Consider the following 17,187-nt stretch of genomic DNA (forward strand, 5'->3'; position numbering starts at 1 on the left):
CATCAGACTCTGCATACTGACCCGGTTCCCCCACCCTGGTCACAACGGAGACTGATATGATCACCCTGCATCACCTGAATAATTCCCGCTCACAACGTATCATCTGGCTGCTGGAAGACCTCGGACTGGAATACGACATTCAATATTATCAGCGTGATGCCAATACCTCACTGGCACCTAAGGCGCTGGAGCAGATTCATCCGCTGGGCAAGTCACCAGTCATCACCGATGGCGACCAGACACTGGCAGAATCGGGAGTTATCATCGAATACCTGGCGGGTAAATCCGCTGACCAGGCACTGATGCCTGCAGACGACCAGGCCGATCACTGGCCGAATAAATACTGGCTGCATTACGCCGAAGGATCGCTGATGCCATTGCTGGTGATGACGCTGGTATTCGAAAAAGTCCGCACCGCCCCCATGCCGTTTTTTATCAAGCCTATTGCCCGAGCCATCGCCGATAAAGCCGAAGCGGCTTACTCCGGACCTAATCTGAAAAAACACCTGAATTACATCGAAAATCACCTGCAAAACCACACCTGGTTCTGTGGTGAACAACGCCGTGCAGCAGACTATCAGATGATTTTCCCACTGGAAGCCGCACTCAGTCGTGGGGCAGCCCGCAGCAATTACCCGAACATCGCCCGCTTTGTGGATCAGGTACAGGCACTGGAAAGTTACCAGACCGCACTGCAGAAAGGGGGCCCTTACGACTACGCCTGAACCCCGAAAGCGTATCCGCCAGCCCTCAGCTGGCGGATAGTCACTCGCCACTCAATGGCGGGTTCTGTTGCAGCAATTTACAAATCCACCCCCAAAGCCACCAACCAAACTGATAAAATCGCGCCGTCTTCAGCGGAGTTGGTTTTATGATTCGTTATTTCTGGTTAATTGTTTTTCTGGCAGGTTGCAGCAGCGTTGCCATTCTCAGCGACGATCTCGATAAACGCTTCGGCAAAACCCTGATTAGCGATCGGCGCACCCCCTCCAGCAGCAACAGCGCACAGCACTACAATCAGGTTGTCCGGCCCGTGCTGGAGAATCGCTGTATTGTTTGCCATGGCTGTTACGACGCTCCGTGTCAGCTGAAACTGACCTCACCGGAAGGCATTATGCGTGGAGCCAATCCTGAGCTGGTTTACAATGGCACCCGGATTCTGGCCGCCGAACCCAACCGTCTCGGCATTGATGCTCAGTCCACACGGGAATGGCGGGAACGCGGTTTTCATCCGATTCTTAACGAACGCAGCCAGACTGCCGCTATCAATATGCAGAACTCAGTGCTGTTTCAGATGCTGGCTCTGAAACAACAACACCCACAATTTGCGGAAGACGGCTCGGCGCTGGTCAGCGACGAACTCAGCCTCGGGCTGGATCGTGAACAACAATGTACCAGCCGCGAAAACTTTACTCAGTTCGCGGCACAAAACCCGCGCTGGGGAATGCCCTATGCACTGCCGGCGTTAAACCAACAGGAGCACACGATCCTCAGCGACTGGATTAAAAATGGCGCTGCAATGTCATTACCGCCGCAACTCCCGCCAGAGATTGAACAACAACGTGATCGCTGGGAAGCTTTTTTAAACGGTAATTCCATTAAACAACAACTGACCAGTCGTTATATTTACGAACACTGGTATCTGGCAAATCTGTACTTTTCTGACCTGCCGTTATTCACCAACCAGGAACCAGAACAGCGTCCGGATTATTTTTTTAAGCTGGTGCGTTCAGCAACGCCTCCGGGACTACCGATTCAGATTATTCCGACACGACGCCCTTACGATGACCCTCAGGTAAAGCGTGTTTATTATCGCCTGCAGCTGAATCACGCCAGCATCGTTGCCAAAACCCATATGCCGTATCGGCTGAATCAACAGCGACTCGACTGGATTGAGCAATTATTTATTACCCCGGACTATCAGGTCAGTGAACTGCCCGGCTATCAGACCGAGACCGCCAGCAATCCGTTTGTCACCTATCGTGAATTACCGGTGACGGCCCGTTATCGTTTTATGCTGGAAGAAGCCGAATACACCATCATGGGCTTTATTAAAGGACCGGTTTGTCGTGGTCAGGTGGCACTGAATGTCATCGACGATCACTTCTGGGTGTTTTTCAGCGACCCGAAAAATGAAGGCGATAAACATTTTGAAGAATTCCTCGATCAGCAAAGCGACAACCTGCGCCTGCCCGGAGAGTCAGAAAGTAATTCCGGCATCGTCACCAACTGGCTGAAATACAGCTACCTGCAAAATCAGTATCTACAGGCTAAAAACAAACTGCTGCAAAAATATTCAGGCCCTGACGATAAATTTGATACTCACCTGATCTGGGATGGTGATGGCCAGAATCCCAATGCCGCACTGACCGTATTCCGCCATTTTGACAGTTCCACGGTCGTTAAAGGGCTGGTCGGCCAGAATCCGAAAACCGCCTGGGTAATTACCTACCCACTGCTGGAACGTATTCACTATTTACTGGTAGCTGAGTTCGATGTTTACGGCAATATTGGTCATCAGCTGCTGACCCGTTTATACATGGATTTTTTACGCATGGAAGGCGAGTTTAATTTCCTCGCCTTTTTACCACAGAAAGACCGGCTGGAACTGGCCAACTACTGGTATCGCGATACCAGTGACGAGCTGAAAGAGTATCTGGTCAATCAGGATAAATACATTATTCGTGACCCGGATATTCAGTATAAAACCGACCACCCCAAAGCCGAATTATTCAACTTACTGAAACACAAGCTGACACCGGTATTAAGTCAGAAATTCAGTCTGCAACAACACAGCCAGCCTCAATTATTGGCAACCCTGGCTCCACTGAATCAGGTACGTGGTATTGCAGCCAACCTGATGCCCGAGTTGTCTACTCTGATGGTGGAAAACTATCTCGGCCAGCCACAGCTGTTTACCCTGATCCGTAATAGCGGCCATACCAATATTACCGGCCTGCTGTATGAAGAGGATAACCGCCTGATCGAAGAAGATTACCTGACCCTGGTACCCGGTGTATTAGGCTCCTACCCGGGGGCGCTGTACCGCGTTTCCGCCTTCCGGTTAGCGGACTTTGTCGACGCGTTACACTCCATGGAAGACGAAGACGATTACCAGCGACTGATGGATCGTTATGGCGTACGCCGCACCGACAACAGTTTCTGGAAACATGCCGACCAGTTGCACAGCCGTTTTTATGCTGAAGATCCACTGAACGCCGGCATTCTCGACTTTAACCGCCTGGAAAATCGCTGATCCATACCGCAACAGCCCGGAGGCAGGCGCCTCCGGCAGTCAAAAAGACGGACCAGACGGCACCCACCAGGATCTCAGGCGAAGGAATCACAGTGATGTTGAAACACTTAGTATTTGATATCAGAGAGAGGGGGAAAGTTGGTCGGGATGAGAGGATTTGAACCTCCGACCACCTGCACCCCACACAGGGTGAAAGTATTATAAAAATCAATGACTTAGCGTCAATACGCCTAATACAGTAAAATACAAAAACAAGTAAAATCAATAACTTACAAATCTTATAAGTACTGTATATAGGGCGTATTTTGCAAAAAAAAACACTCAACTAGTGGCCATTCTATCCTTCAACTTCAGTTCGACTGCCTCTCTAACTCTCAACTTGCCTCCTGGGAACCTAGTTGCTCGGAATGGATCATGAGTCTCCATATTGATTATCTCAGGCCTACCAAATTGAGTGTAACAGAGCGTATGATTGAACCTTAGTTCGCTTGTGTAGATTTTTTCAACAGCTTTCAGTGAACGCCCAGATCCTTCCGCAACCCTGTTCAGCAATACCTGAAACCACTCTTCATAATCCACATTGATTTGCAAATTTGCATCCTCGTGAATTGCAGTGTATTGGTTTATATCGATTAACTCCTTTCTTAAGAACCCAGTGAGAATATCAGTTGAGTAAGACATCCTCAGCATATTATTGATGAAATATCTCCATGAAATTGGGGTTTCATGGAAGTCGAGCAAGCCTTTCAAATAGGAATCAATCCTATAAACCAGACGCCCCATTAAAATTGATGCTTCCACTGCTGGTATTTTAACGGATGCGCACAAAACAGATATGGCTCCTGATGAAACGAAACCATTTGCAACAGAGGCATGACTTCCTGAAATAGGCAACGTACTACACGCACTCAATATAACTATTGGGGGAATTCTTGCCTCCTGATACAGAAACCAGGATGACACTTTTTCTTTACCGATGCATAACCATGAAGTATCACTTTTCCCTCCATGATCACCATGGCAATCAAAAATCACAATGTTTCCCTGGAAGTTATTAAGAGCTTCAACAACTTCCGCCTTCGTAGTCACGTCCACTATTTTTATATCAACAGCTCTTTCCTGACCGTTGAGAAATTGGTCGATTGAAATTTCCACTAGATTTTTAATCGGATCTTCAGGAGAGAAAGACCTTATTATTAAAATCTTTGATAAATCTGATTTATTTAATAGCAAAGGATTACTATTAGTTATCACACTGCTTAAGGCATTCCCTGGAGTACTAGGTATCCTAGAGGTTTCATGTTTTATAAGTAATGGAAATTTACCATCAACACTCATTAATTCCAGCGGTTGATCCGATACAAATAAAATCTTATTTGATTTCGATATAACTTCCCGAGCAATAGCCTCTGGAATCACTCGATTATTATGAGATATATATTTCGTATATATTCTATTGATCTTTATATCTTTCTGATTTCTACCATTATTAACAGTATTTTCTAATTCAGAAAGCATATGGTGGCACAAATTCACGCCATTAGGTAAACGAACTGAAGGACAAGAGTCTTCAGAACATATAATACTACTTAAAGCAGTTAAGCTTGCTATCTCATCCCTCCTGATGCTTCTAATATTATTCAGTGTTTCATTAGAAAAAAACTCCTCCACATTTTTCACTCCATTCATCGTACCTAGGTAGGATTCAAACCTGATCAACGTCTTTTTTACTACATCTCCAATCCTAGAATTATCAGACTTTGAAATATTCCTAATAAAATTTCTATCTTGATAAAAAAGTGCGTAAATACTCGGCGCAATGAGATGGACATCGTTCTTCGATGAATCTAAGCTTAAGTTCTTAGTTAAATCTAAAACAGAAAAGTAAGAGGACATTATGTTTTTTTCAACAGCCCTATTTGAGAGCATTGGCTTTAAATCATTCAACCTTTCCATTTTAACTTTAGAAAAATTGAGTAAATATTGATTAGAAGAAGTCGTTAAATGTTGAAAATGCTCATATCTAATATTACGACCTAAAGACCTTGGTTTTTTGGATGATATATAGCGATACCAATATAGATCCTTACCCTTGAAGTTTTTCTCTATTGATTTTTTAATTTCTCTCCTATATCGCCTAAGGCTTACATCACCTAGAAATATTGAACTCCTACCATCAACTTTAGTACTGAAATGAATACAATGCTCGTTAAGATTTTCGGTAATTGATGTCACAGCGTCATATGTGGTCTCCGTGCTTAAAAATACCTTAAAAAAACCTGGATCATTCTTCGCAAACTCCCTCACAAATTTAGAATCAAGCATTACTATTCCGTAACTTCCCAGTGTCCTCCTAACTTTCAAACTAGTAATAGTCGGCTGGGAAAATTCTTTAACATGAAATGGAGATTTAGCAATAAACTCTAGCAATAGAGTTTTATCAATCAAATTCCTTGTAAAGCCAGCAAATGCAGATTCTTTTTCAAGATTGCCAGTCGGCTCCATAGGTATGTAATACCGTATAACATTCGGGTCAAAAAACGACATAAAATATTCCTTTTAACTTAATACCCTTCCAATAACTCACCACAGGTAACCTGTTGTTTCGCACCATCAATGGTTTCTGCAGGATATATTACTAATCTATTTAAATTTGATGTTTTCTTAACAAATGAAGATGTTTCCATTATATTCCTCTTCATTCTTTTTATCTGAATTAGCCCTTCTATATACTCTTCCTGAATATCGCCATTAACCTTTTTTTTCTTCATAAAAGACAAGTGCTTATTTAAAACCAACTCACAAAAGCCTAACTGATCAATTAATGTTGATAGGCCAGTTTCTTGCTCAAGCCGATAAGCAGCAATTTCATGATTCTCAGGGGCATCAGGTATACAACCCGAGCAAAAGGATAAAATTATCAATATAAAAGGAAGGTATAATTTAGAAAGTGCTAATAAGCGTGTTTTCATTCTCTGCATCCTTGCTCATGGAATCCTACAGAGCGGCTATCGGAGCTTCCAACACCTTGCCACTCTTTGTGCAATCAACCAGCCTTCGGGGCTGTCTTTGAGACTTCGTGTGCCTTTTTGGTTAATGGACTAATTTGCCCACCATCAGGAAACTCTAGGCCAGTCGAAATCCACACCGCATATTCAGGAAAAATTCTTTGCAGTGCTTCGATATCCTCTTGGTATAGCTTTGCTTGTCGGTTGAGGACATTTCTCCATCTGTCCGTCTTAACTCCCGTCTTTTCGGCCAATTCCTTTCTGGTTAAGCCTTCCAACTTAACAAGTAGCTTAATTCTATCGATAGAATCCATTTGATAATCACATTTAATTTATAAATATTACGCATTGTTCGTAATATTTAGATGTTGATGTTGCAGCATCCACTTGTTAAAGAAACTAACCGCCAATCCTACCACGGTTGCCGAAAAGCCCAAAAAGGCCCGGCTCATGGCAGGAAGGAGAAAACCAGCATGGAAGCCATTCCATCAATACAAGCACCCGCTGTACGCATACACCCGCCTAGTAGTCGGCTTAGACCTAATTTTCAAAAATAAGGCGGGTACAAATATCTCGGAATCAGGATTTAACAGTGCCTGGGATAAGGCCATGACTGAAGGGTTAGAAATCGATGGTCAGATAATAAAACTGAAAGAATCGTTCACTTTCCACGACATCAAAGCCAAAGGGGTTACAGATCATGCCACCAAAGCCAGTGGTCATAGGTCAAAGAAAATGCTCGCTGTTTATGACCGGAAGCCTGAGATCATAAAAGCAACCCGATAATACAAACAAAAGAAAATACATATTGACAACCACTCTTTATTGTGTACATTATCAATAATAAATGAGGAAAGTAGCGCAAAGCAACTTAGCTCCCACCACCATCAGCCAACTCTGGCACCACTTGAAACTTTCCAACTAAGTTTCAACTCAGCATTGAAGTTATTGCTGCGTTCTTCGGCTTTTTTGGCGCTTTTGATTTCCGCAACAACTATCAAACGCTACCAACTAATTTTGCTATCTAATTCTTAGCTTTCAATATCTAAAGGAGGAATCACAGCTATTTAAATAACCCAATCTTTTCAAAAGGCCAATTCGGCCACCTATCGAAACTTAATTAATACGAACAGTCACAAGTTCGCTGATCCCTTTATTAGATTCGGCGGTGTTTTCTTGTGCCTAAAAACTACTATTTATTGAAGGAATATTTCATGAATGAAGAATTAATCACTATCGCAGCTAATTTTCTTAATAAGTTGATACTCGAGATAAGAGACTCTGCAACTTACGATCAGCGTGAAGGTGAACGTCAGTACGAGATAGAACAGCTATTTCATATTAAAGCAACTTTGACATCACTAAGTGATGAAAATTTGATCAAATTATTGAGTAACTATGGCTATGACAGCCGCTAAACCTAACTGGATATTAGGTGGAATATTAGGCAAAGGGACTTGCCGAAATTTATAGATTTTCTAACTCGTTGATATATAAGGGGAAAATTGGTCGGGATGAGAGGATTTGAACCTCCGACCACCTGCACCCCATACAGGTGCGCTACCAGGCTGCGCTACATCCCGACACAGGATCTGAAGAACTTCAGACGTCCCGAATTATAACTTAAGTCTCTGAAATGTGAAGAGTTTTATAAAGGTAACGGGCGTTATTCCGGGCGCAGCAATTCTTCCAGCTGCTTCAGTTCAGCAATCATATTTTTGATCAGTGCTTTATCCATCGCTACCGCGCCGGCATCACCTTCTTCGGTTAAGCGCTGACGCGCGCCACCAATGGTGTAACCACTTTCGTACAATAAAGCACGGATTTCACGAACGAGAATAACATCCTGACGCTGATAATAGCGTCGGTTGCCGCGGCGTTTAACCGGGCTGAGTTGAGGAAATTCCTGCTCCCAATAGCGCAGGACGTGTGGTTTTACATCACACAGATCGCTGACTTCACCAATGGTGAAGTAACGTTTGGCCGGAATTGGCGGCAGCTCATTATTGTGGCTGGGTTCCAGCATACGCTTCCACCCGGATTTTGAGCTTTTGTCCCGGTTTAAAAGTCACGACCCGCCGTGCGGAAATCGGAATTTCTTCTCCGGTTTTTGGATTACGGCCCGGTCGTTGGCTTTTATCACGCAGATCGAAGTTGCCAAAACCTGACAACTTCACCTGTTCGTTACGGCTCAAGCTACAGCGGATCTCATCAAAAAAGAGATCCACCATATCTTTGGCTTCGCGCTTATTCAGACCAAGATCGTCAAACAGCTTTTCGGCTAATTCTGCTTTGGTCAGAGCGGTCATGCTAACCCCTTAGCGTTGCTCCCAAACTTTGTTCAAGGTGAGCGAGTACGGCATTCACCGAATCGTTCACTTCTTCATCAGTTAGAGTGCGTGAAGGATGCTGCCAGGTCAAGCCCAAAGCCAGACTTTTTCTATCAGGATCAATGCCTTTGCCGACATAAACGTCAAACAGGTTGAGGTTTGTCAGGTATTCGCCAGCATTGGCGCGAATCGCCTCAAACACAGCTTCTACCGGCTGCTCCTGGTTAACCACCAGAGCCAGGTCACGGCGCATTTCCGGGAACTTCGACAATTCACCAAACGCCGGCACGGCCATTTGCTGAATAGCCTGCTGATCCAGTTCAACCAAATACACGGTTTGTTTCACACCTACCTGCTTTTGCAGACTTGGGTGAATCGCACCAATCCAGCCAACAGCTTTACCGTTTTTCTCGATACGCGCCGTTTGCCCGGGATGCAGAGCCGGGTGCTGGGCCACAACAAATTTGTAAGTATCCGCTTCACCGGTGCGGGCTAACAGACTTTCGACATCACCTTTAACATCAAAGAAATCCACCGCCTCATCCTGAGCACTCCAGGACTGTGGCATACGGCTGCCACACACTGCCAGCGCCAGCGTTGGTGTCTGTATTAATTCACGCTTGCCATCAACCTCTGTCGGCACAAAACGCAGACCGGTTTCAAACAAACGAACACGAGGCTGCTGACGCTTGAGGTTATGAGAAACCGCGCCGATCAGACCGGCCCATAAATTGGTACGCATCACCGACATTTCGGTAGAAATCGGATTCAGCAGCGCCAGACCTTCTACTTCCGGATCCATGGCTTTTTGCATCTTAGGATCAACGAAGCTGTAAGTAATCGCTTCCTGATAACCGCGGGCAATCAGCTGACGGCGCAGGTCTTTAATTCCCATTTTAGCTTCCGGCGCTGTCGCCAGCGGCGTAAGCGCTTTTGGCGTACGAACCGGCAACCGGTTGTAGCCATAAATACGGGCCAATTCTTCGATCAGGTCAGCTTCAATCGCCATATCAAAACGATAGCTTGGCGCTTTTGCAGTCCAGCTTACGTCGTCGCCTGAACCGCTGACGGTGACATCCATCCCCAGGCGCGTCAGGATTTCAGTGACTTCGTCCTGAGCCATTTCCAGCCCCAGCACCTGTTTAACACGGCGATTGCGCAGCGTGATATCAGCCGCCACAGGCAGGTCCTGCTCACTTAATACTTCAACGATCGGACCCGGCTGACCACCACAGATGTCAACCACCAATGCCGTAGCACGCTCCATTGCTTTACGCGCCAGTTCATAATCCACACCACGCTCAAAACGGTGTGAGGAATCGGTGTGCAAACCGTAAGAACGGGCCCGACCGGCAATGGTAATCGGATTAAAGAACGCCGCTTCTAACAACAGATCCTGAGTATCACCGTTCACACCGGAGTGCTCACCACCCATAATACCGGCAATGGCCAGCGCCTTGCTGTGGTCAGCAATCACCAGAGTGTTGTCTTTCAGTTCCACTTCCTGACCATCCAGCAGGGTCAGTTTTTCCCCCTGCTCAGCCATGCGCACACGGATACCGCCGTCGATCTTCGCCAGATCGAAGGCATGCATTGGCTGACCTTGTTCCAGCAGGATGTAATTGGTGATATCAACCACCGGATCGATGGAACGAATACCGCTGCGGCGCAGCCTCTCGACCATCCACAGTGGCGTTTCTGCGTTAACCTTCACACCCTTAACGATGCGACCTAAGTAACGCGGACAACCTTCAGCGGCAAGAACCTCAATAGACGCTTTATCATCGATAACTGGCGCAACCGCCTCAACCTGCGGACCCTGAACGTCAGACTTGCTTAATACACCCACTTCCCGCGCCAGACCGGCAATGCTTAAGCAATCCGCACGGTTTGGCGTCAGGTCGACCTCGATGATTTTGTCATCCAGGCCTAAGTAGTCGCGGAAATCCTCACCCACAGGGGCAGAATCCGGTAACTCCATCAGACCGTCATTGGCATCAGATAAGCCCAGTTCTTTTTCGGCACACAACATGCCGAATGATTCCACGCCACGCAGCTTGGCTTTTTTGATTTTGAAACCTTTACCGTCTTCTGTTGGTAACACGGCACCAATTTTGGCAAACGGTATTTTCAGACCTTCACGCACGTTCGGTGCACCACACACGATCTGAAAGGTTTCGTTACCGTCGCTCACCTGACACAGGCTTAATTTATCGGCGTCCGGATGTTGTTCGCGCTGAGTAACCTGACCAACCACAACGCCGGAAAATTCACCGGCAACGGCTTCAATGCCGTCAACTTCGAGGCCCGCCAGAGTGACCTGATCACACAATTTCTGAGTGTCCCAGGCGCCTTCAGAATCGGCTGGCTGCACCCATTCGCGTAACCACTGTTCGCTGAATTTCATTTGAGTGTTCTCCTGATTCCGGATTAATTGAACTGCTGCAGGAAGCGCAGATCATTTTCGAAGAATAAACGCAGATCGTTTACGCCGTAACGCAACATCGCCATACGCTCAACACCCATACCGAAAGCAAAACCGCTGTATTGTTCAGGGTCGATGCCAACGGCTTCAAATACTTTTGGATGTACCATGCCGCAGCCACCAATCTCCAGCCAGCCGTGCTTGGTACCTTCCGGCGTCTCCACAATCCACTCAATGTCAATTTCTGCGGATGGCTCAGTGAACGGGAAATAAGACGGACGCAAACGCACTTTTACATCGCGCTCAAAGAAGGCCGCCATAAATTGCTCCAGCGTACCTTTTAAATCAGCAAAGCTGATGTCTTTATCGACCAGCAGACCTTCCACCTGGTGAAACATGGGCGAATGTGTCTGGTCATAATCACAACGATACACCCGACCCGGGCAAATAATACGGATCGGCGGCTGCTGAGCCTCCATGGTCCGTACCTGTACTGGCGAGGTATGAGTACGAAGCAGCGTGTGGGCATCAAAGTAAAACGTATCGTGCATCGCACGCGCCGGATGATGCGAGGGAATATTCAGCGCTTCAAAATTGTGGAAATCGTCTTCCACTTCCGGTCCTTCAGCGACCTGGAAACCAGCACCGGCAAAGAAACTTTCAATACGCTCCAGCGTGCGCGTCACCGGGTGTAAACCACCGGTTTGCGCCGCACGTCCCGGCAGAGTGATGTCAATGGTTTCACTCGCCAGCTTGGCGTTCAGCGCAGCATTTTCCAGCGCTTCTTTGCGGCCATTAATGGCATTTTGTACCTGAGTTTTGGCTTCGTTAATCACCGCACCAATTTTCGGGCGATCTTCCGGTGCGACATTACCCAGGTTTTTCATCAGGGAAGTGATTTCCCCTTTTTTACCCAGAAACTGAACCCGTACCTGATCCAGGGCAGCAACATCCTGCGCCTGTTCGACAGCGGTCAGGGCTTGTTTTGTCAGGGCTTCGAGGTTTTCCATTTTGGTTTCCACGTTGCTTGGTTTCAACAATAATTGTTGCGACAAAAAAATGACAAAAAAATAGGGGAATGGCAGCCACTCCCCTATTTCGTGCCTCAATCAACGAATTCGTCAACCGAGGTTATGTTCCGGTAACAGGTTACCGGTGAAATTACAGGCTGCCTTTGGCTTTTTCTACCAGAGCGGCAAACGCTGCTTTTTCGTTAACAGCCAGGTCAGCCAGTACCTTACGGTCAATTTCAACAGCGGCTTTTTTCAGACCGTTGATGAACTTGCTGTAAGACAGACCATTCTGACGTGCACCCGCATTGATACGAGCAATCCACAGCTGACGGAACTGACGCTTGCGCTGACGACGGTCACGGTAAGCGTATTGACCAGCTTTGATAACCGCTTGCTTAGCGACGCGGAATACACGGCTACGAGCACCGTAGTAACCTTTAGCCTGCTTCAGAATTTTTTTGTGACGACGACGAGCGATCACACCACGTTTTACACGAGCCATAATTTATCTCCTGACAGACCGATTAAAGGTTAGGTAACATGCGTACAACCAACTTTTTGTCGGCCGCGTGCAGTTGCAGCATTGGACGTAAGTGACGCTTACGCTTAGTGCTCTTTTTGGTCAGGATGTGGCTACGGTGAGCCTGACGGTGTTTAAAGCCGTTCGCAGTCTTTTTGAAGCGCTTCGCAGCGCCGCTCTTAGTTTTGATCTTAGGCATTTTTTCAACTCCAAAGTTATGGTGCGCACAGAAACTAAGACCCTGTGCTAACACCTGCCATGTCCGCAGGGCTTAAAGCACCTGCCGCATTAACAACCAGTCAGATTAGGCATCCGACTCGCTGCTGTGCCTGGCAGAACGTATAAACCCCGGCCAACCGGCCGGGGTTTATCGGTCTTTGAAAACCAGACTACTTCTTTTTAATGGGAGCGATGACCATAACCATCTGGCGACCTTCCAACTTAGGCCGTTGCTCAACGGTACCTAACTCTTCCAGATCAGCTTCGACGCGCTTCATCAGCTCCATACCAATATTTTGGTGGGCCATTTCACGGCCACGGAAGCGAATGGATACTTTCGCTTTGTTACCCTCAGACAAAAAGCGCGTTAAGTTACGCAGTTTAATCTGGTAATCACCTTCTTCAGTGCCGGGACGGAATTTGATTTCCTTAATCTGCACCTGATGTTGCTTTTTCTTTGCTTCGGCTTTCTGCTTTTTCTCTTCATACAGCTTTTTGCCGTAGTCCATGATTTTGCAGACAATCGGGTCACCGTCTGAGATCTGTACCAGATCCAGTTCAGCCTCAGCGGCCGCCTCCAGAGCGTCACCGATACTGACAATACCCACCTGGCCGCCGTCGGCCGCGATCAAACGCACTTCTGTAGCGCGAATGTTATCGTTAATAGCCGCGCGTGGTTCTGGGCGGCCTCTTCTGTTGTCGCGTCTGATAACTCAGCTCTCCATTCCAAACCGACCGCGCTGTGCTATGGCGCCTTCTAACAACTCAATAAAGGCATCGACACTCATGACTCCCAGGTCTTCACCTTTACGAGTACGAACAGCAACGGTGTTTGCTTCTACTTCTTTATCCCCTACCACCAACAGGTAAGGTACCTTGTGCAAAGTGTGCTCGCGGATTTTAAAGCCGATCTTCTCGTTTCTCAAGTCCGCAGTGGCACGATAACCACGTGATTTCAGGCTTTGGGCCAATTTTTCGCAGTATTCGCTCTGATTGTCGGTAATATTCAGTACCGACACCTGACTCGGCGCCAGCCATGGCGGCATCGCACCGGCATAGTGCTCAATCAGAATCCCGACGAAACGTTCGAAGGAACCCAGAATCGCACGGTGTAACATGACCGGGGTTTTGCGCTCGCCATCTTCATCGACAAACTGAGCCCCCAATCGGCCCGGCAACATAAAGTCGAGCTGCAGGGTACCACACTGCCACACCCGATTCAGGCAATCACGCAATGAGAATTCAATTTTAGGGCCATAAAAGGCACCTTCACCCGGCTGCAACTCCCAATCCAGACCGGCATTATTCAGCGCATCTTCCAGTGCGGCTTCAGCCAGATCCCACTGTTCGTCATCACCGATCCGTCCTTCCGGGCGGGTCGACAGCTTCATTTCAACATTATCGAAGCCAAAGTCTTTATACACATCCAGCGTCAGCTTAATAAAGTCAGAGGCTTCCTGGCGGATCTGATTCTCTGCCACAAAAATATGCGCATCATCCTGGGTAAAACCACGCACCCGCATAATGCCGTGCAATGCACCGGATGGTTCGTTACGGTGACAGCAGCCAAATTCGGCCAGACGTAACGGCAGATCGCGATAACTCTTCAGCCCCTGGTTAAATACCTGGATATGGCCCGGACAGTTCATCGGTTTTACCGCATAGGTCCGCTTTTCAGACTCAGTGGTAAACATATGATCGGCGTAATGATCCCAGTGGCCGGACTTTTCCCACAGAGTGCGGTCAACGACCTGCGGCGTTTTAATTTCTTTATAACCGGCATCGTTCTGTACCTTGCGCATATACTGCTCAAGTACCTGATACATGGTCCAGCCATTCGGATGCCAGAACACCATACCCGGTGCTTCTTCCTGTAAATGGAACAGATCCAGTTGTTTGGCCAGCTTACGGTGGTCGCGTTTTTCCGCTTCTTCCAGCCGGGTCAGATACGCTTTCTGCTCTTTTTTATCATTCCAGGCGGTACCATAAATCCGCTGCAGCTGCTGATTATTCGCGTCACCGCGCCAGTAAGCACCGGACACACGCATCAGCTTAAATACCCGCATTACCCGGGTGTTCGGTACGTGTGGACCACGACACATATCGACATATTCTTCATGGTGGTAAAGACCTACTTCCGTCTCTCCCAGCTCAATCAGATTATCGATCAGCTCGACTTTGTAATCTTCCTGACGATCAACAAACAGACGACGCGCTTCTTTAATTGGCGTCATCTTTTTTACCACGTCGTAATCTTTTTTGATCAGCTCTTTGATGCGCTTTTCAATATCAGCAACATCTTCCGGCGTAAATGGACGCTCGAAATCAATGTCGTAATAGAAGCCATCGTCAATCACCGGACCAATCGCCATTTTAGCGTGTGGATACAGTTGTTTAACGGCATGACCAACCAGGTGAGCAAACGAGTGACGAATCACTTCCAGGCCTTCCTGATCGCGTCCGGTGATCAGCGTGATATCCGCATCGTCAGTAATCAGTTCACAAGCATCAACCAGCTCACCATTAATGCGACCACACACCGTCGCTTTGGCTAAACCAGGGCCAATATCTTCAGCAACTTGCATCAGGGTTACAGCTTGGTCGAATGCGCGCTTCGAACCATCAGGAAGGGTAATAACAGGCATAGCAGTTCCTTACCAGTGGTGGCCCCCACGACAGGCCACGTGAATAAATTGAGCGCGTACTCTACAGGGCCTGTCAATATGTGTAAACCGTCGTTCAGCGCCCGTCCCGCACAGATTCATTGATAATTCAATCAAATTCCTGACCACAATCAATCATTGTTCAAAAAACACCTGACTTTCCAGTCGGTCAAGTCAGGCCAATCACGCTCCAGCAAAATTCCGCAAGATACCCAGAAAAGCATGAATCACAGCGTTTAAAACCGCTTATTTTTTATATTTTTAGCTTTAAATATCAGTGATTTACGGGATTTGTTCAGATAATAACACCAATTCGTCGCGAATTTCCTTATCAGGGTCATATCACGTCTGAACAGAAATTAAACAGCTGCAAATCAGTGTGTCAGATCAGACCAAAATTGAACTGGCCATTTAGTCAAAATTGGGTAAGGTTGCGTGGATTTCGTGATTTCTCCTCGCGGAACGTCTTCGTCTGGAGAGACACGACAAGAATTAAAAGAAGGTATGAACATATGTCTTACAAAACTCCACTGGCCATTGCCGTGGCAACAGTCGCCTTATCCTCAACTGCTGTCGCTGCACCCAGCGTAAACTTTTATGGTTTCGTTGATATTGGCCTGGAAACCTACTCCTCGAGTCTGAATTCTCCACAGGATCAGGCCCCTCATGTGTTTGCGGGCGGTGGCTCCGATGATCCGGCTAACGCCGCCAACGGCAACAGCGACGACCGTGAATTTGCGTTAACCAACGGCGTTCAGTCTCGTCTGGGTGTCAAAGGTGAAGAGGACCTGGGCGATGGCTGGACCGGTAGCTACCGCGTCGAAGCACGTATCAATGTGCTGGATGACGGCGGTCAGTTTGCACGCACCCGCTTAGGCTGGTTTGGCCTGTCTAACGGCGAGCACAGCATCAAAGTAGGCGCACAGTGGTCACCTTTCTTTGAATACAGCGCCTGGAACACACACCGTGGCGAAGTTAAGGGCATGGGCACTTACTTCTACATCACTGAAGTCATGCCAGGCTCCGTCGGTTACGGCTACCGTAACGACAGCACCATTAACTACACCTTTGGCGGTGGCGGCTTCTCCAACAGCCCATTCACTGCAACCGTTGCACTGCATATTGCAGAAGATGGCCGAGAAACTACAGTAGGCGCAAAACCAGTAACAGCTGGCGGCAACCCGGTTCTGGTTAATGGCGAACCATTGACTCAGGGTGGCAGCAAGCAATTACTGAACGACAGTGGCATTACAGCTGTAACCGTCGGTGGCGCAGCAACCTTCGGCAGCCTGACGCTGAACGCAGTTGGCATTAAATCTCTCGTTAAAGAAAGCCGTGCAGCTAAAGATGCAAACATCGATGTTGCAGCGCCAATGATCTACAGCTTAGGCGGTAAATTCCAGGCAACAGAACAACTGGAGCTCGGCCTGGCATACCGCGTAGCGGATCGTGATACCGGTGACGACGATGGCAAAACCTCAACCACCGTTGCAGCCGCATATAAAGCCAGCGAAAAGCTGACCGTTAACCTGGGTTACGGCGTGGGTGAAGACGACAACAAAGCTAACCTGCAGCTGGATGGCAACATCTTCGGCAGTGCGTACTATCAACTGAGCGGCAACCGCCTGGCTGGCTTCGAGTTTGAAGAAGCCGACTACGGCGATGACGGTAAAGTGCAAGCCTTTATGGTTAGCCTGCGCCAGAGCTTCTGATTAATCGTTTAACGATTTAACTCAGACAAAAGATAAAAGCC

The 17,187-nt window shown here is 47.4% G+C and carries 16 protein-coding genes and 1 tRNA gene; 5 read left to right on the forward strand and 12 right to left on the reverse strand.

What is annotated here, in order from left to right; genetic code table 11:
- The first annotated feature begins 56 nt into the window (after nucleotides 1-56).
- Nucleotides 57-725: a glutathione S-transferase gene (locus ACFOMG_RS12075; protein WP_376866935.1), complete on the forward strand. Its 669-nt coding sequence runs from the start codon at nucleotides 57-59 to the stop codon at nucleotides 723-725.
- A 146-nt stretch (nucleotides 726-871) separates the two neighbouring features.
- Nucleotides 872-3,256 (forward strand): fatty acid cis/trans isomerase, encoded by a 2,385-nt coding sequence (locus tag ACFOMG_RS12080; protein WP_376866936.1) that lies wholly within the window; start codon nucleotides 872-874, stop codon nucleotides 3,254-3,256.
- A gap of 321 nt (nucleotides 3,257-3,577) precedes the next feature.
- On the opposite strand, the gene ACFOMG_RS12085 is transcribed toward ACFOMG_RS12080, so the two are convergent.
- The 3 genes from ACFOMG_RS12085 to ACFOMG_RS12095 form a co-directional block, all read right to left on the reverse strand.
- Nucleotides 3,578-5,803 (reverse strand): hypothetical protein, encoded by a 2,226-nt coding sequence (locus ACFOMG_RS12085; protein WP_376866937.1) that lies wholly within the window; start codon nucleotides 5,801-5,803, stop codon nucleotides 3,578-3,580.
- A 17-nt stretch (nucleotides 5,804-5,820) separates the two neighbouring features.
- Entirely contained in the window at nucleotides 5,821-6,228 is a 408-nt protein-coding gene (locus ACFOMG_RS12090; RefSeq protein WP_376866938.1) for a hypothetical protein, read from the reverse strand.
- Nucleotides 6,229-6,302: 74 nt separating this feature from the next.
- Nucleotides 6,303-6,578, reverse strand: a complete 276-nt coding sequence (locus ACFOMG_RS12095) for a helix-turn-helix domain-containing protein (protein WP_376866939.1) — start codon at nucleotides 6,576-6,578, stop codon at nucleotides 6,303-6,305.
- A 73-nt stretch (nucleotides 6,579-6,651) separates the two neighbouring features.
- On the opposite strand from ACFOMG_RS12095, the gene ACFOMG_RS12100 reads away from it, so the two are divergent.
- Together ACFOMG_RS12100 and ACFOMG_RS12105 are read left to right on the forward strand one after the other, a co-directional pair.
- Entirely contained in the window at nucleotides 6,652-7,050 is a 399-nt protein-coding gene (locus tag ACFOMG_RS12100) for a hypothetical protein (protein ID WP_376866940.1), read from the forward strand.
- A gap of 428 nt (nucleotides 7,051-7,478) precedes the next feature.
- Nucleotides 7,479-7,682, forward strand: coding sequence for a hypothetical protein (locus tag ACFOMG_RS12105; protein WP_376866941.1), 204 nt, complete (start codon nucleotides 7,479-7,481; stop codon nucleotides 7,680-7,682).
- An 88-nt stretch (nucleotides 7,683-7,770) separates the two neighbouring features.
- Here the strand turns inward: ACFOMG_RS12105 and ACFOMG_RS12110 are convergent.
- From ACFOMG_RS12110 to thrS, 9 genes are all read right to left on the reverse strand, one after another.
- Nucleotides 7,771-7,847: transfer RNA gene (locus tag ACFOMG_RS12110), tRNA-Pro, on the reverse strand.
- Nucleotides 7,848-7,930: 83 nt separating this feature from the next.
- Nucleotides 7,931-8,290 carry a MerR family transcriptional regulator gene (locus ACFOMG_RS12115; RefSeq protein ID WP_376866942.1) on the reverse strand — a complete coding sequence of 120 codons (360 nt, stop codon included), beginning with the start codon at nucleotides 8,288-8,290 and terminating at the stop codon, nucleotides 7,931-7,933.
- Entirely contained in the window at nucleotides 8,268-8,573 is a 306-nt protein-coding gene (gene ihfA / locus ACFOMG_RS12120; RefSeq protein ID WP_376866943.1) for an integration host factor subunit alpha, read from the reverse strand. The genes ACFOMG_RS12115 and ihfA overlap by 23 nt, the downstream gene beginning before the upstream one ends.
- A gap of 1 nt (nucleotide 8,574) precedes the next feature.
- Complete coding sequence (pheT, locus tag ACFOMG_RS12125; protein ID WP_376866944.1) at nucleotides 8,575-11,001, reverse strand: phenylalanine--tRNA ligase subunit beta; 2,427 nt, start codon at nucleotides 10,999-11,001, stop codon at nucleotides 8,575-8,577.
- A gap of 23 nt (nucleotides 11,002-11,024) precedes the next feature.
- Nucleotides 11,025-12,029 carry a phenylalanine--tRNA ligase subunit alpha gene (pheS, locus tag ACFOMG_RS12130; RefSeq protein ID WP_376866945.1) on the reverse strand — a complete coding sequence of 335 codons (1,005 nt, stop codon included), beginning with the start codon at nucleotides 12,027-12,029 and terminating at the stop codon, nucleotides 11,025-11,027.
- 151 nt (nucleotides 12,030-12,180) lie between these two features.
- Nucleotides 12,181-12,534, reverse strand: coding sequence for a 50S ribosomal protein L20 (gene rplT / locus ACFOMG_RS12135; protein WP_376866946.1), 354 nt, complete (start codon nucleotides 12,532-12,534; stop codon nucleotides 12,181-12,183).
- A gap of 22 nt (nucleotides 12,535-12,556) precedes the next feature.
- Nucleotides 12,557-12,751, reverse strand: coding sequence for a 50S ribosomal protein L35 (gene rpmI, locus ACFOMG_RS12140; RefSeq protein WP_068658711.1), 195 nt, complete (start codon nucleotides 12,749-12,751; stop codon nucleotides 12,557-12,559).
- Nucleotides 12,752-12,941: 190 nt separating this feature from the next.
- On the reverse strand, nucleotides 12,942-13,481 hold the full coding sequence (gene infC, locus ACFOMG_RS12145; protein WP_376867493.1) for a translation initiation factor IF-3: 540 nt from the start codon (nucleotides 13,479-13,481) through the stop codon (nucleotides 12,942-12,944).
- Nucleotides 13,482-13,484: 3 nt separating this feature from the next.
- Entirely contained in the window at nucleotides 13,485-15,416 is a 1,932-nt protein-coding gene (thrS, locus tag ACFOMG_RS12150; RefSeq protein WP_376866947.1) for a threonine--tRNA ligase, read from the reverse strand.
- Nucleotides 15,417-15,946: 530 nt separating this feature from the next.
- Here thrS and ACFOMG_RS12155 point away from each other — a divergent pair.
- Complete coding sequence (locus ACFOMG_RS12155) at nucleotides 15,947-17,146, forward strand: porin (protein WP_376866948.1); 1,200 nt, start codon at nucleotides 15,947-15,949, stop codon at nucleotides 17,144-17,146.
- The last annotated feature ends 41 nt before the right edge of the window (nucleotides 17,147-17,187 follow it).

Source organism: Bacterioplanoides pacificum (assembly GCF_042648445.1).
Taxonomy (GTDB): Bacteria; Pseudomonadota; Gammaproteobacteria; order Pseudomonadales; family Oceanobacteraceae; genus Bacterioplanoides; species Bacterioplanoides pacificum.

What these genes read in the sequence shown, in the direction of transcription:
- ACFOMG_RS12075 (WP_376866935.1), top strand. Translation starts at nt 57, where the DNA reads ATGATCACCCTGCATCACCTGAATAATTCCCGCTCACAACGTATCATC.
- ACFOMG_RS12080 (WP_376866936.1), top strand. Translation starts at nt 872, where the DNA reads ATGATTCGTTATTTCTGGTTAATTGTTTTTCTGGCAGGTTGCAGCAGC.
- ACFOMG_RS12085 (WP_376866937.1), bottom strand. Translation starts at nt 5,803, where the DNA reads ATGTCGTTTTTTGACCCGAATGTTATACGGTATTACATACCTATGGAG.
- ACFOMG_RS12090 (WP_376866938.1), bottom strand. Translation starts at nt 6,228, where the DNA reads ATGAAAACACGCTTATTAGCACTTTCTAAATTATACCTTCCTTTTATA.
- ACFOMG_RS12095 (WP_376866939.1), bottom strand. Translation starts at nt 6,578, where the DNA reads ATGGATTCTATCGATAGAATTAAGCTACTTGTTAAGTTGGAAGGCTTA.
- ACFOMG_RS12105 (WP_376866941.1), top strand. Translation starts at nt 7,479, where the DNA reads ATGAATGAAGAATTAATCACTATCGCAGCTAATTTTCTTAATAAGTTG.
- ACFOMG_RS12115 (WP_376866942.1), bottom strand. Translation starts at nt 8,290, where the DNA reads ATGCTGGAACCCAGCCACAATAATGAGCTGCCGCCAATTCCGGCCAAA.
- ihfA (WP_376866943.1), bottom strand. Translation starts at nt 8,573, where the DNA reads ATGACCGCTCTGACCAAAGCAGAATTAGCCGAAAAGCTGTTTGACGAT.
- pheT (WP_376866944.1), bottom strand. Translation starts at nt 11,001, where the DNA reads ATGAAATTCAGCGAACAGTGGTTACGCGAATGGGTGCAGCCAGCCGAT.
- pheS (WP_376866945.1), bottom strand. Translation starts at nt 12,029, where the DNA reads ATGGAAAACCTCGAAGCCCTGACAAAACAAGCCCTGACCGCTGTCGAA.
- rplT (WP_376866946.1), bottom strand. Translation starts at nt 12,534, where the DNA reads ATGGCTCGTGTAAAACGTGGTGTGATCGCTCGTCGTCGTCACAAAAAA.
- rpmI (WP_068658711.1), bottom strand. Translation starts at nt 12,751, where the DNA reads ATGCCTAAGATCAAAACTAAGAGCGGCGCTGCGAAGCGCTTCAAAAAG.
- thrS (WP_376866947.1), bottom strand. Translation starts at nt 15,416, where the DNA reads ATGCCTGTTATTACCCTTCCTGATGGTTCGAAGCGCGCATTCGACCAA.
- ACFOMG_RS12155 (WP_376866948.1), top strand. Translation starts at nt 15,947, where the DNA reads ATGTCTTACAAAACTCCACTGGCCATTGCCGTGGCAACAGTCGCCTTA.